This window comes from Filomicrobium sp., from assembly GCF_025698805.1.
Classification (GTDB): Bacteria; Pseudomonadota; Alphaproteobacteria; order Rhizobiales; family Hyphomicrobiaceae; genus Filomicrobium; species Filomicrobium insigne.
Genome location: NZ_JAILWT010000002.1, coordinates 453,107 through 466,234 on the forward strand (window position 1 = coordinate 453,107; position 13,128 = coordinate 466,234).

General features: G+C 65.6%; 19 protein-coding genes. 17 read left to right on the top strand and 2 right to left on the bottom strand.

Annotation, left to right across the window (positions count from 1 at the left end):
* Nucleotides 1-7: 7 nt before the first annotated feature.
* Nucleotides 8-850: a hypothetical protein gene (locus K5845_RS05855; protein WP_287958587.1), complete on the bottom strand. Its 843-nt coding sequence runs from the start codon at nt 848-850 to the stop codon at nt 8-10.
* A 201-nt stretch (nt 851-1,051) separates the two neighbouring features.
* Here K5845_RS05855 and K5845_RS05860 point away from each other — a divergent pair, with 201 nt between their 5' ends.
* Complete coding sequence (locus K5845_RS05860; protein ID WP_287958588.1) at nt 1,052-1,219, top strand: hypothetical protein; 168 nt, start codon at nt 1,052-1,054, stop codon at nt 1,217-1,219.
* A 141-nt stretch (nt 1,220-1,360) separates the two neighbouring features.
* Nucleotides 1,361-1,804: a hypothetical protein gene (locus K5845_RS05865; protein ID WP_287958589.1), complete on the top strand. Its 444-nt coding sequence runs from the start codon at nt 1,361-1,363 to the stop codon at nt 1,802-1,804.
* Nucleotides 1,805-1,828: 24 nt separating this feature from the next.
* Here the strand turns inward: K5845_RS05865 and K5845_RS05870 are convergent, their stop codons facing one another.
* The gene (locus K5845_RS05870; RefSeq protein WP_287958590.1) at nt 1,829-1,972 is read right to left on the bottom strand and encodes a hypothetical protein; all 144 of its coding nucleotides are present in this window, start codon (nt 1,970-1,972) and stop codon (nt 1,829-1,831) included.
* Nucleotides 1,973-2,367: 395 nt separating this feature from the next.
* Here K5845_RS05870 and K5845_RS05875 point away from each other — a divergent pair, with 395 nt between their 5' ends.
* The 15 genes from K5845_RS05875 to K5845_RS05945 all read left to right on the top strand — a co-directional run bounded on the left by K5845_RS05875 (nt 2,368) and on the right by K5845_RS05945 (nt 13,128).
* Complete coding sequence (locus K5845_RS05875; protein WP_287958591.1) at nt 2,368-2,694, top strand: DUF736 domain-containing protein; 327 nt, start codon at nt 2,368-2,370, stop codon at nt 2,692-2,694.
* Between the two features lie 311 nt (nt 2,695-3,005).
* Nucleotides 3,006-3,257 carry a helix-turn-helix domain-containing protein gene (locus K5845_RS05880; RefSeq protein ID WP_287958592.1) on the top strand — a complete coding sequence of 84 codons (252 nt, stop codon included), beginning with the start codon at nt 3,006-3,008 and terminating at the stop codon, nt 3,255-3,257.
* 89 nt (nt 3,258-3,346) lie between these two features.
* Nucleotides 3,347-3,625, top strand: a complete 279-nt coding sequence (locus K5845_RS05885) for a DNA -binding domain-containing protein (RefSeq protein ID WP_287958593.1) — start codon at nt 3,347-3,349, stop codon at nt 3,623-3,625.
* Between the two features lie 123 nt (nt 3,626-3,748).
* Nucleotides 3,749-4,000: a transcriptional regulator domain-containing protein gene (locus K5845_RS05890; protein ID WP_287958594.1), complete on the top strand. Its 252-nt coding sequence runs from the start codon at nt 3,749-3,751 to the stop codon at nt 3,998-4,000.
* A 136-nt stretch (nt 4,001-4,136) separates the two neighbouring features.
* On the top strand, nt 4,137-4,505 hold the full coding sequence (locus tag K5845_RS05895) for a DUF2285 domain-containing protein (protein ID WP_287958595.1): 369 nt from the start codon (nt 4,137-4,139) through the stop codon (nt 4,503-4,505).
* A gap of 137 nt (nt 4,506-4,642) precedes the next feature.
* Nucleotides 4,643-4,924 (top strand): helix-turn-helix transcriptional regulator, encoded by a 282-nt coding sequence (locus tag K5845_RS05900; RefSeq protein WP_287958596.1) that lies wholly within the window; start codon nt 4,643-4,645, stop codon nt 4,922-4,924.
* Nucleotides 4,925-4,935: 11 nt separating this feature from the next.
* The gene (locus K5845_RS05905) at nt 4,936-5,823 is read left to right on the top strand and encodes a replication initiator protein A (RefSeq protein ID WP_287958597.1); all 888 of its coding nucleotides are present in this window, start codon (nt 4,936-4,938) and stop codon (nt 5,821-5,823) included.
* 208 nt (nt 5,824-6,031) lie between these two features.
* Nucleotides 6,032-6,670 (top strand): ParA family partition ATPase, encoded by a 639-nt coding sequence (gene parA, locus K5845_RS05910; protein ID WP_287958598.1) that lies wholly within the window; start codon nt 6,032-6,034, stop codon nt 6,668-6,670.
* The gene (locus K5845_RS05915) at nt 6,667-6,921 is read left to right on the top strand and encodes a hypothetical protein (RefSeq protein ID WP_287958599.1); all 255 of its coding nucleotides are present in this window, start codon (nt 6,667-6,669) and stop codon (nt 6,919-6,921) included. The genes parA and K5845_RS05915 overlap by 4 nt, the downstream gene beginning before the upstream one ends.
* Nucleotides 6,918-7,439, top strand: coding sequence for a DUF2840 domain-containing protein (locus K5845_RS05920; protein WP_287958600.1), 522 nt, complete (start codon nt 6,918-6,920; stop codon nt 7,437-7,439). The genes K5845_RS05915 and K5845_RS05920 overlap by 4 nt, the downstream gene beginning before the upstream one ends.
* Nucleotides 7,436-7,981: a S26 family signal peptidase gene (locus K5845_RS05925; protein ID WP_287958601.1), complete on the top strand. Its 546-nt coding sequence runs from the start codon at nt 7,436-7,438 to the stop codon at nt 7,979-7,981. The genes K5845_RS05920 and K5845_RS05925 overlap by 4 nt, the downstream gene beginning before the upstream one ends.
* Nucleotides 7,982-8,026: 45 nt before the next feature.
* Nucleotides 8,027-8,365 carry a DUF736 domain-containing protein gene (locus K5845_RS05930; RefSeq protein ID WP_287958602.1) on the top strand — a complete coding sequence of 113 codons (339 nt, stop codon included), beginning with the start codon at nt 8,027-8,029 and terminating at the stop codon, nt 8,363-8,365.
* A gap of 3 nt (nt 8,366-8,368) precedes the next feature.
* Nucleotides 8,369-9,133, top strand: coding sequence for a lytic transglycosylase domain-containing protein (locus tag K5845_RS05935; protein WP_287958603.1), 765 nt, complete (start codon nt 8,369-8,371; stop codon nt 9,131-9,133).
* 244 nt (nt 9,134-9,377) lie between these two features.
* A complete protein-coding gene (locus K5845_RS05940; protein WP_287958604.1) occupies nt 9,378-11,117 on the top strand; it encodes a relaxase/mobilization nuclease domain-containing protein in 1,740 nt (579 codons plus the stop codon).
* 25 nt (nt 11,118-11,142) lie between these two features.
* Nucleotides 11,143-13,128, top strand: coding sequence for a conjugal transfer protein TraG (locus K5845_RS05945; RefSeq protein ID WP_287958605.1), 1,986 nt, complete (start codon nt 11,143-11,145; stop codon nt 13,126-13,128).

The following is a 13,128-nucleotide window of genomic DNA, read 5'->3' on the forward strand; positions in this document are numbered from 1 at the left end:
CGCCGCCTCAGCTCAGATCAATTTCCCAGAACTTCAGCACTGCTTCGACCTCGGCCTTTGGATAGTGGAGATAGCCGGCGTTCGCGAGATCGGCGCGAAGCTTGGCCTTGCGCCTTGCGATCTCGCGTTCGACCCGGGGCGTAAATGGCGCGGTGCCCGGCGGCAGAATGCCTGGCCGCTCTGGACTTGGCCAGCTCTGAGGGTAGTGGTGCGGAATCCAGCCGGATCGCACTTGATCCGCTTGTGGCCGCACGGATTCGTGCTCGCACGCCCACCCATAGAGGTGGAACGAGCAGACCCGTAGCATCGCCTTGATTTCGGGAAGCGTGTCGGTGAAGCCCTTCAGCGATGTCGGCAGCCACACCATGTTCGCGACACAGGAGAAGTAGCGCAGGTCCTGCACGACGTTGCTGCGCTGTGCGAACGACGGATCGTCGTAGCCCCAGATATGACAGACGGTCCAATTCTTCGGCTTCGGAGACGCCACATCGAGCGCCGCGACCAAAGCATTGAGCGCGGCCACATTGCCCTCGAACTTCTCGGCGGTCAGACCCGTCGCTTTGCGTGTGTTGGTATAGCGGCGCGTCCAGCCGGCATCATAGAGCGGGCGTCCCCGCGCCGTGTGCGGCGCCCACACCGGCAGATCGCGGAAAGTGTCCGGGTGCACCCACCGCGCGGTTCGCTCAATCAGCTCGACGATTGCGGGAATGTCGCCCCGCAGCGCCTCGTTGCCGTCTGGCACATGAAATCCACTCGCCACCAGTCCCCTGCCGATATTGTCCCTCGGCTGCGCGAGACGTCCGGCTGAAGTCTTGGCACCAAGGCTGTTGAGATAGTCATCGACTACCATTTCAGACGGGCTGACGCACCCCGCTTATCTGCGCTGATCCTTGGTCCGACTGAGCGCTTGACGCCATCAACCCGTGAAGGGTCGGCTATGCGAGCATGCCGCCGCTGCGGCTTCGCCTGCGCGGTGATTGCAGCGCTCAGTCGAACTCTTCGGGCGCCTGTCAGCGGGGGATGGTCCTCCGCTCGAACAGGAGCCGGATCGATGTCTCTCAACGACGCCCACGCCTTCGCCTTCAGCCTCGCCACCACGCTGATGGCCGCCATTATCATCTTCCAGGCCGGCGACGGCACGCTGTCGGTCACGCCCGCCAGCGAATATGACGGCGACACCACCGCCATCATCCACGAGATCGATCCCTTCGCCCCCTGACCGGGGAAACCCGATCGCGAGAGCGGAAATCACCGACGATTTCCGCTCCCGGCGGGTCCACTCTTGCGCTATATTCTGGGCGCGCCGCGGTGGCGGTGGAAGGCGCGACCGTCTGACTTTGTCCTTACGGAGGCCACCGCCATGATCATCCTCGCAATACTTGCATCCGTCGCAGCCATTGGCCTGCTTTGCTGGCTGCTGTTCACGCTGGCCGTCTTCGCGCTGCCGGCGTTCGTCGGCCTGACGGCGGGCGCCTGGGCGCATGGCACGGGCGCCGGCATACCCGGCGCCATCCTGGTCGGCGCCGTCGCCGCGGCTATCACGCTCGCCGCCGGCCATCTGCTCATCGCCTTCGTCCGGCCCATGTGGTTGAAGCTGATCGTGGCCGCAGCCTTCGTCGCGCCGGCGGCGATCGCCGGCTTCCATGCCACCCATGGCATCGTGAAGCACCTCATGCCGTCCGACGCGTGGCAGATCACGTTCTCGGTCATCGGTGCGGTTGCGGTCGGCATCACCGCCTTCGTGCGGGTCGCTGGAATGGCGGCGGCTCCGGGCCCGTCCGGCCGGAACCTTGCGCGGGCCTGATCTTCGTCATCGCCGTCAGGAGGATCAGAGCAGCAATGACCGCGTTCGCTCCCGTCGTCTCATGTCGGAGCGATGGTCGTGTGCGGCGTGCATCGACGCTGGCCCCGAAAGGCGGTCCTCGCTGGAGCGCTGCACGAGCAGAGCCGTGTCTTCGCGGGCACCGGACATCAGGCGCGGCGATCTCCATGCTGGCGGTGGGAAGCCAGGATGCGGCAGCGTCGGCCTGGAGGGAGGAGACGAAGCCGGCGAGCATGCCGTGACGCCGGTTTGGCGATGCGGGGCGGCCGCCACCTTCTCCGTTATCTGACCGTGCCTCGACCGCTCCAAACGGCCTCTTCAATGGCCTGATCTGGCCGAAGGCCGGCTTCGCCTCGATCGCCTATGACGCAACAGCCGCGTCAAGCTTTCTTCCCCTGCCGGCTGCGCCGTCATTCCTCACGGGACAAGAAAGCCCTCCTTGGCTGTCAGGCCCCTTCGGGGTGCGCCGTCGATCGCCTCCGGCCTGCCGATCGCCATCGAGGCCGCAATGGTGCGGGCTCGGGAACGGAAAACGGAGACTTACAATGGCGACCATCGGCACCTTCAAGAAGACCGGCTCGAACGAGTTCACCGGCGAAATCGTCACCCTCAGCGTCCAGGCCAAGAACGTGCGCATCGTCCCCGACCAGCGCGCCAGCGGTGAGAACGCCCCCAGCCACCGGGTCCTGGTCGGCCGCGCCGAAATCGGCGCCGCCTGGTCCAAGCGCTCCAACGAGGGCCGCGACTATCTGGGCCTCAAGCTCGACGATCCGAGCTTCACCGCCCCGATCTACGCCAACCTCTTCGACGACGAGGAAGGCGACACCTTCTCGCTGATCTGGTCCCGCCCCAACGGGCGGCGCGGCGACTGAGGCCCGCGCGAGGCCCCGGCCGAAAAGCCGGGGCCTTCGCCCCTGGCAGGCGGCTCGCCGGAAACGGCTGTGCCTGACCATTTCCCACCATCCAGACCATGGTTTCAGTTTGGCGTTTGGCGGGCGCTGGCGGCTGGCTTCCCGTTCAACCAACCGCAGCGACCAAGGCGACCTGGGAAACGAATCATCTCACATCGAGAGACCCCCTCGCCGTCCGGAAGGCATCTTCTGGGCTGGTCCTGAGCGCCGATTACGACTATTATAGTCGTAGTTTTGGCGTGCGCTTAGGTCCGTGTGGGAGGTGATCATGCATGATCACCGCCCGACAATCGCGGGCCGCTCGTGCGTTGCTGGGTTGGACACAGGAGACGCTCGCAGACAAGGCCCGGGTATCATTGACCGCCTTGAAGCGCCTCGAATCCGAAAGTGGGCTCGAGGTTTACGAGTCGACGCGCGATCAGGTACGCCGAGCTTTCGAAGCGAATGGCGTCGTTTTCCTGAACTCCGACCGTGGCGAAGGAGTGATGGTCGTCCAGGGGAAAGGCGGGGCTCGCCCGCTCTAACCTCGCGGCGACCTAAATATCCTCTCCTGACGAGCGTTGTTGCGCCCGCCCGGAGTGGTTAACAAATCGCTCCAAAATGGATATTGTCGGTGCCCCGGGATCTGGTGAAGCGATTGAACTTTCAAGACGAACCACCGCAGAGCGCGGTGCTCACGAACTATGACCGTGAGCACCTTAAGACGTACCTGCGTCTCCTCGATTCTGAAGCGGACGGTGCGTGCTGGGAAGAAGCCGTCTCAGTCATCTTCGGCCTGGATGCGAGGAAAGACCCGGGACGAGCTGAGCGGGTTTATGCAAGCCATCTCGCACGCGCCAAATGGATGACCGATAACGGATATCGAAACCTGATTCGGGCTAGCTACCATTAACCAGAGGTGATGCAGAAGTCGCATCACCTCACGCGTCCCGCGACCTTCCCAACGCCATGACAACTTGGAATCGTAATTTCCTTGTTGCTCGCCTTCGTGCGGGCGCCGAGGGGAGAGAGCCAAATGCAGGGAGAAGAGAACTGGCGTTCATCGGCGGCATATGACTATCTCGATAGCTTACCGGCTGCCGATTTGGCTTGGGAATTCTTGCGCCGCAATGAAGAGTACCGTCGGGAATACAGCGAGATCGTTGCCATAGCCGATCCGGACGACCCTCGAAAGCAGCGGTTCTCGCAGCACTGGGGGTTATCCTTTCGCCCTCGATCCGAGCGTTCCCGCGCAGGCGTCAGCAATTCCTTGGACGCCGGCAACTGACCCCTTCAAAATTCTTCTGATCTCCTCACCAGCGTTCGTTCCGACCGCAGACACAGAGATCTGCAACATCGAGCTGCCCGCGATACTCGCGGACGGAAGCGCCCGCATTCTCCTTTCCAAAGAGGCTTTTGAGGTCTTGTTCGTCGAGCCATCGCCTCCGCCGCCGCTCGCGGCCATCGTTCTGCTTGATAGCGACACACCTGACCGTCTCGAAGGCGTGGGACGTTTCTGGACGGCGGCAAGCGGCCAGCCGCCGCCGCCCGACAACCGAATTACGCCCAAGCGTCGCGCCAGGCTGCACAGCATGCTGCGAGCCATCGACGGGCATATAGCCGGGGCCACGTATCGCATCATCGGCGAAGTCCTGTTCCCCGCGCATGAGATCGATGCGAAATCTTGGGTCGGAAACTCCGTTCGTGAGACCACCATCCGCCTTGTCCGAGACGGCATGAAGCTTGTTCGGGGCGGATACCGCGATCTCTTACGACGTTCCCGCCGATCGTAGCCGGCGCCCGCCGGTACGAGGGTGTCGATTTTTCCTGAACATCTTCGACATCGTTAGCAGCCTTCCGAAGAGCCACCGTGCCCTGGAGCCGCCGATTGCACTCGGCGGCATCCGATCACCGCACGGAGGTTTCGACGATGGCCGCAAATCAGGCGGGCATACCGCCACGCTTTCTGCGCACGCCTGAGGCGGCGCGATTCCTCGGCCTGTCCGGCCGGACACTTGAGAAGCATCGCACCTATGGGACGGGACCTGCCTTCCGAAAGCTCGGGGGCCGCGTCGTCTACGCGCTCGACGATCTCCAGCGGTGGGCGGCGCGCGGCGCCAAAATCTCGACCTCGGACCCCGGCGCCGGCGGCGTGTCGGCCGCCAAGCCGCAGCACAACGGCGTCGCCGATGTCCTGTCGCACGACGGCTGAGGAATTCGGTCGTGACCTCTCGCCATCAACACCACGGAGAGCGTGCGCAGCTCGATCTGTTTCGAGCGCTGCCCGGCGATCTCGCGCCGCGCGATGCCCAGGACCTGATGGCGTATCCGTTCTTCTCGCTCGCTAAATCGAAACGGCTTGCGCCGATCGACTTCAAGGCAGGCTCAATCATCATTCGTGTCGAGGCTGTCGCCGAGCACGGCATGGCAACTATCTGGGACGCCGACATCCTCATCTGGGCGGCATCGCAGATCGTCGAGGCGCGCGACCTCGGACTGCGTCCATCGCGGCTCATGGCGGCGACGCCCTACGAGATCCTCAACTTCATCGGTCGCGGCGTCAGTTTGCGCGACTACGACCGTCTGAAGGCGGCCTTGGACCGCCTGCAGTCGACCACCGTGGCGACGTCCATCCGCCAGCCGACAGAGCGGCGAATGCACCGCTTCTCCTGGATCAACGAGTGGAAGGAGCGCGCGGACGATCGCGGCCGGCCCCTCGGCCTGGAGCTGATCGTGCCCGATTGGTTCTACGGCGCCGTCCTTGACGACGCGCTCGTGCTCACCATCGACCGCAACTACTTCAAGCTGACCGGCGGCCTCGAGCGCTGGCTGTACCGCCTGGTGCGCAAGCACGGCGGCAAACAGGAGTTCGGCTGGAGCTTCGACTTCCCGCACCTCCACGCCAAATCCGGCAGCCTCTCGCCGCTCAAGCACTTCGCCTACGACCTGCGCGACATCGTCAAGCGCCAGCCGCTGCCGGGCTACCGGCTGACCATCGAGCAATGCATCGGCGGGCCCGAGATCCTGTCCTTCGTCCCGACCGATCCCGACGCGCTCGGCATCCCGCGCCGGCGACGGCGGCCGGCCATTCACCTTGGGGATAACCTGTGAATCGTCTCGTGCTATCGGGGACCGGCACCATCGTGCCATCAAGGACCGGACTCTCGTGCTATCGGGGACCGGAATCGTCGATTCCTCGCGCCGAATCAGCAGCTTGCGAGCCCTCTAACTTCTCTAACTTAGATTCCTTCGGAATCTTTCTAACGGACCGGTGCTTTTCGGCCGTTGTGGACGAGTCCCCGATCGCCAGGAGCGCGCCATGATCGTCGCGCTCCTCAACCAGAAGGGGGGCGTCGGCAAGACGACGCTCGCCCTGCATCTCGCCGGAGAGTGGGCGCGGCAGGGACAGCGCGTCACTCTGATCGACGCCGATCCGCAGGGCTCGGCGCTCGACTGGTCCCAGCAGCGCAGCCGGGAAGGGTTGGAGCGGCTGTTCGGCGTCGTCGGACTGGCCCGCGACACTCTCCACCGTGAAGCGCCGGAGCTGGCCCGCGACGCCGACCATGTCGTCATCGACGGACCGCCGCGCGTCGCCGGGTTGATGCGCTCGGCGCTGCTCGCGGCCGATCTCGTACTGATCCCGGTGCAGCCGTCGCCGCTCGACGGATGGGCCTCAGCCGAGATGCTTACCTTGCTCGGCGAGGCGCGCGTCTACCGTCCCCAGCTCGCCGCTCGCTTCGTCTTGAACCGCTGTGCAGCCCGCACGGTGCTGGCGCGCGAGACTGCGGAAACCCTCTCCGATCACGATCCGCCTCTGCTCGCGACGACCATCGGACAGCGCATCGTCTTCGCCGATGTCGTTCAGACCGGCCGGCTCGCCGCAGAGCAGGATGAGGATTGTCCGGGCGCGCGCGAGATCGCCGGCTTGGCGGCCGAAGTGGCGGGGATCGGCCAATGAACGAGCGATCCCCCCGCCGCGGCTTCGCGACCCGGCCGGCTGATCCGGAAAGCTGGATCAAGGCTCCAGATCGCCAAGCGCAACGCGCCCAGCCCGACGCGGACTTCTCCGCTCGGCTGACAATCGACGTCACCGTGGACATGCGCGGTCGCATCAAGATCGCGGCGTTCCAGCGCGGCCAGACCGTCGCCGACATGCTGCGCGCGCTGTTTGAACGCGAATTTCCGCCCCCCTCAGGAGAAGGACAATGACCGGTCTCAACGTCGAGCCCCCGGGGGTCGGCAGCGCTTCCGCCGCGCTGTCGCCCGAGCACCTCACCCAGGTCGAACTCGTCTGGATCGAGAAGTATACCGAGCACTGGATCCGCTTCGGCCGCGAGCTGCGCGAACAGATCCTCGATCGCCGCAGGCGCATCCTCTACTTCCCTCCCGGGGCGACCTTCGCGTTGGTCCGCTGGGCCGCGAACGAGCACGGCACTGTGCTCTCCCGGCTAGACATCGTGTGCGCCGTCGAGCGAGGCGCGCCCTGCCAGACGGTGCCGACCGTCAAGCCTGGCGGAGATATTCTGCTGCGCGTCGACGGCTGGCCGAAGGTGGAGCTGCTGCTCCAGCTCATCGATGCGATCGAGGATGCCGGCATCGATCCCGCCGAGGTCTCGCCCGACCATTGGCGCCACGTCCACAACCGCCTGGCCGCTGGCGAGACGCCGCGCACCTACACGCCCGCGCACCATCGCGCCTTCCTCCTGCGCCGCGAGATTGGCGCATGACCCGGCTCGCCTACGCCATCACCACGACGGCGGCGGTGTCGCTGCTCGGCGTCCTGTCGATCGTGTCGTTCGCACCGAAGCTGATCTGGAACGCCTCGGCGAGCACCCCGATCGGCCTCTACAGCATCGAGCCGGAGCGGTCCGCGGAAGTCACCGACCTGGTCGCCGTGCGCGCCCCCGAACCGTTGGCCAGCTTCCTCGCCGATGGCGGTTATCTGCCGCGCGGCGTGCCGCTCCTCAAGCGCGTCGCCGCGCTTCCCGGACAACGGGTTTGCCGGACTGGCCTCGCCATCACGGTCGACGCCGTGCCGATGGGCGACGCGCTCGATCGTGATCGCCGCGGCAACCCGCTGCCGGTCTGGCAGGGCTGTCGCGTCGTCGCGCCAGGCGAGCTGTTCCTGATGAACTGGCAGGTCCGCGACAGCCTCGACGGCAGGTACTTCGGGCCGCTTCCCGCGTCCGCCGTGATCGGGCGGGCCACCCCTCTCTACACCGACGAGGACGGCGATGGCCGCTTCGTTTGGCGCACGCCGACGCGGTGACCGTGCGCCCATGTCCAACCCCACCGCACATCCACGGAGGCAATCATGTCCCTGATCGGTCAATTCAGTCGCACGAAATCGGGCTATGCCGGGCGCGTCAGGACGCTTGGCCTCGATATCGAACTCGTGCTCGTTCCCGCCGAGCACTCCGACGCGGAGAACGCGCCGGACTATCGCGTTCATCTTGGCTCGGATGACGATGGCCCTGAGGTCGGCGCTGGCTGGAAGCGCACTGGCGAGAAGGCGGGGGACTACGTCTCGCTGCAGCTCGACGATCCCACCTTCGGCCACCCGATCCGCGCCAACCTCTTTCAGTCGGCTGACGACAAGTCCGCGTGGGGCCTGCACTGGAATCGCCCGCCCAAGCGCGGCGATCGAGACTGAGCGATGGCGGCCCGTCGCCCAAGAGCTGCCGCTGGACGGTTCGAAACCGTCCGGCGCACAGCCTTCCTTCTCCTTTCCGGCCTGGCCATCGCGACGCCGCCGGCGACGATTGCTCATGCACAGCAGGCGTCGGCCGAGCGCGGTTTGCCCGCCGATCCCTATGCCGCCTACGTGGACGACGCGGCGCGGCGCTTCGGCGTGCCGGAAGCCTGGATACGCGCCGTCATGCGCGTCGAAAGCCGCGGCAATGTGCGCGCGATATCGCCCATGGGTGCGATGGGCTTGATGCAGATCATGCCCGACACCTGGGCGGAGCTGCGCGCGCGATACGGCCTCGGAAGCGATCCCTTTGACCCGCGCGACAACATCCTGGCGGGCGCAGCATATTTGCGCGAGATGCACGATCGCTACGGCTCGCCCGGCTTCCTGGCGGCCTACAATGCCGGTCCTGGGCGTTACGAGGACTATCGCGATCGTGGTCGCCCTCTGCCCGCCGAGACGCGGGCCTATGTCGCGATGCTCACGCCGGCCATTGGCGGCAGCGATCTCGCATCCCCCGTCACGGTGGCGGCCGCGGACCCGCTGGCCTGGACGCGCGCGCCGCTGTTCATCGCGCAGCACGAAGGGGCGTCGCGTGCAGGGGGTCGGCACGAGGACGGCGATCCGGCTGCAGCATCACCGCAGCGACCGGAGCGTGATTTCGCGCCGGCTGACCCGCAGACCGGCGGCCTTTTCGCCGTCCGAACCGCTAATGCGGGGCCGCAATGAGCGCGTTCGCACTCCATGCGGCGTTCGCGGGCTCTGGCGTAAGATTGGCGGGAGCCGAGGGGAGCGCAGGCACCACAACCGCACGATGGCAGGATAAAGGGCCGCGATGTGCGGCCTTGGGCGGTTGTGGGTTTTCAAGGGGTTATGGCGCATTTGCGCGATGTGCGCCTGATTGGCGCAATGTGCGCCATACGCGTTTCTGCAACGGTTTCCGCAGCTTTGCGCGATGTGCGGGGCTTCGGCCATGAGCGCGGAGGACGATTTCCGCATACGGCCCGGCCGCATCCGCTCGACCAAGGCACAGCAGGCCCGCCCTTTCATCGCGCAAGCGCTCGCCGCCGCGCAGCGGGCCGGCGGCGCGGTCTCGCGGAAGGGCAGGATCGGCCCCGGCAATCGCTCGCGCTTCGGCCGCGGACAGCGCGCCGCCGTGCAGGCGAACCGTCTGCTTACCGCTCGCTCGCGCGGCGCGGTCATCAAGGCTCGCGTCGTGCGCCACGGCGGCCGCGCAGCGCCGCTCGCGACCCACCTCGGCTACCTGCGCCGCGAGGGCGTTACCCGCGACGGGGAGAAGGCGAGGCTGTTCGGGCCGGGCGGCGGCGACGTCGACCCGAAGGAATTCGCCGAGCGCTGCGAAGATGACCGCCACCATTTCAGGTTCATCGTCTCGCCGGACGATGCGCTGGAGATGTCGGACCTTCGCTCCTTCACACGCGAGCTCGTCGGCCAGATGGAGAAGGATCTCGGCACCCGGCTCGACTGGGCGGCCGTCGACCATTGGAACACCGAGCACCCCCACGTCCATCTGATCGTCCGCGGCGTGCGCGACGACGGCGAGAACCTCGTGATCTCGCGCGACTACATCAAGGAGGGCATGCGTGATCGCGCCCGTGATCTCATCACCCAGGAGCTGGGGCCACGCAGCGATCACGACATCCGCCGCAGCCTCGAGCGTCAGATTGAGGCCGAGCGCTGGACCAACCTCGATAGGCAGCTCGCCCGCGACAGCTATCGGACCGGCGTCGTCGATCTCGCGCCACACCCCGATCGTCAGCCTGACGAATTCCATGCGCTCAAGGTCGGCCGGCTTCGCAAGCTTGAAACGCTCGGGCTGGCAGACGAGATCGGCCCGGGCCAATGGGTCATCGCGGAGCGAACGGAGACGACGCTGCGCGAACTTGGCGAACGCGGCGACATCATCAAGCGCATCCACCGCGGTCTGAGCGAGCGCGGCATCGACCGTGGCGCGGCAAGCTATGTGCTCGCCTCGGAGAGCATCGACGATCCGATCGTTGGCCGCCTTGTTGCGCGCGGTCTCGACGACGAGCTGAAGGGGACGGCGTTCGCTGTCGTGGACGGCGTCGACGGCCGAACCCATCACATCAAGCTGCCGGACCTCGACGCGGCCGGCGACAGCGCACCGGGCTCCATCGTCGAGCTGCGCCGATATGACGATGCGCGAGGGCAGCGCCGCGTCGCGCTCGCCGTTCGGTCCGACTTGGACATCGGCGCCCAGGTCACCGCCAACGGCGCGACCTGGCTCGACCGGCAGGCCATCGCGCGAGAGCCCGCCGCGCTCGGCGGCGGCGGCTTCGGCGTCGAGGTGCGAGAGGCGATGGACCGTCGCGCCGAACACCTGATCGAGCAACGCCTCGCCGAACGGCACGGCCACAGCGTCGTCTTCACACGAAATCTGATCGACACGCTACGCCGACGCGAACTGGACACGCTAGCGAAGAAGCTCGCTGCAGAGACAAGCCGCACCTTCGCCAGGGCTGGGACCGGCGAGTATGTGGCCGGCACCTACCGGCAGCGTTTCGCGCTCGCTTCGGGCCGCTTCGCCATGATCGACGATGGCCTCGGCTTCCAGCTCGTGCCTTGGACGCCGTCCCTCGACCGCCAGCTCGGCCAGCACGTGTCCGGTGTCGCCCGCAATGACGGCGGCGTTGACTGGAATTTCGGACGGAAACGGGGCCTCGGCCTCTAACGCAAATAAAAAAGGGAACGCCGCCATGTCCGCGACGAAGATCCTATGGAGTCAGATCCTCACCGTATTCACGATCGTGCTGTTCACGATCTGGGCGGCCACGCAGTGGACGGCCTACCGGCTCGCCTTTCAACCGCAGCTCGGACCACCGTGGTTCGAGATCGCCGGCTGGCCGATCTACTATCCTCCGGCGTTCTTCTGGTGGTGGTATTTTTACGACGCCTACGCGCCGCCCATCTTTGTCGAGGGCGCCTATATCGCCGCGTCGGGCGGCTTCATCTCTATAGCCGTCGCGATCGGCATGTCGGTGTGGCGGGCCCGCGAGGCGAAGAACGTCGAGACCTACGGATCGGCGCGCTGGGCCAGGCCTGAGGAGGTTAAAGCCGCAGGGCTGCTCGGACCCGATGGAGTCGTGCTCGGCAAACTGGATCGGCATTATCTGCGCCACGACGGCCCCGAACATGTCCTGTGTTTCGCGCCAACCCGTTCCGGCAAGGGCGTCGGGTTGGTGGTGCCCTCGCTGTTGACTTGGCCGGGCTCCGCAATCGTCCACGACATCAAAGGCGAAAACTGGCAACTCACGGCGGGCTTTAGATCCCGGCATGGCCGCGTGCTCCTGTTCGATCCGACCAATCCGAAGTCGGCTGCCTACAATCCACTGCTTGAGGTGCGCCGCGGCGAGTGGGAGGTGCGCGATGTTCAGAATATCGCCGACATCTTGGTCGATCCCGAGGGCTCCCTCGAAAAGCGAAACCATTGGGAGAAGACCAGCCACGCTCTGCTGGTCGGCGCCATCCTCCACGTTCTCTATGCCGAGGAGGATAAGACCCTCGCAGGCGTCGCGGCATTCCTGTCCGATCCACGACGTCCGATAGAGTCGACCTTGGCAGCGATGATGAAGACGGCGCATCTCGGCGAGGCCGGTCCGCATCCGGTCATCGCCAGCGCCGCGCGCGAGCTGCTGAACAAGTCGGACAATGAACGGTCCGGGGTACTTTCGACTGCCATGTCCTTCCTCGGCCTCTACCGGGACCCTGTAGTGGCGGAGGTGACGCGACGCTGCGACTGGCGGATCACTGATATCGTCACCGCCCGACGGCCGACCACGCTCTATCTCGTGGTGCCACCCTCCGACATCAATCGGACCAAGCCGCTCATTCGCCTGATCCTCAATCAAGTCGGTCGCCGCTTGACCGAGGACCTGCAGGCCAAGGCGGGGCGGCATCGACTGCTGCTGATGCTGGACGAATTTCCGGCCTTGGGCCGTTTGGACTTTTTCGAAAGCGCACTTGCCTTCATGGCCGGCTACGGGCTGAAGAGCTTCCTGATCGCGCAGTCGCTGAACCAGATCGAGAAAGCCTACGGCCCGAACAACTCGATTCTCGATAACTGCCATGTGCGCGTCAGCTTCGCGACCAATGACGAGCGGACCGCCAAACGTGTTTCGGATGCGCTCGGCACCGCGACCGAGATGAAGGCGATGAAAAACTATGCCGGTCATCGGCTTTCGCCATGGCTGGGCCACCTGATGGTCTCGCGTTCCGAAACAGCGCGGCCACTCCTGACCCCTGGCGAAGTGATGCAACTCCCGCCGGCCGACGAGATCGTCATGGTAGCGGGAACCCCGCCGATCAGAGCGAAGAAGGCGCGCTATTTCGAGGACCCGCGGTTTCAGGAGCGCGTGCTTCCACCCCCCTCGGTCGTCAAACAGGTGAGTCCATCAAGCGACGATTGGAGCGGGCTGGTGCTGCCGACGGTCCCGGATCTCTCGGCGTCTGCGGCGGCCGCTAATCTTCACGATGAGGACACGACCGGCTCCGAGCGACGCCGCCAGCCAGAGCTGGAGAGAGTTGAACCTGTCGAGAGGAAAACGCCCATCGAGAACGAGTTCGAGATCGATCCGACCGACGACGTGGACGACGACGTCGCCCGGAACAGCCGGTTACGTGACGCCATGAGACAGGTGGCTCGGCAAGCTTCGCTTGATCCTGGCGATGGCATTGAGCTGTAG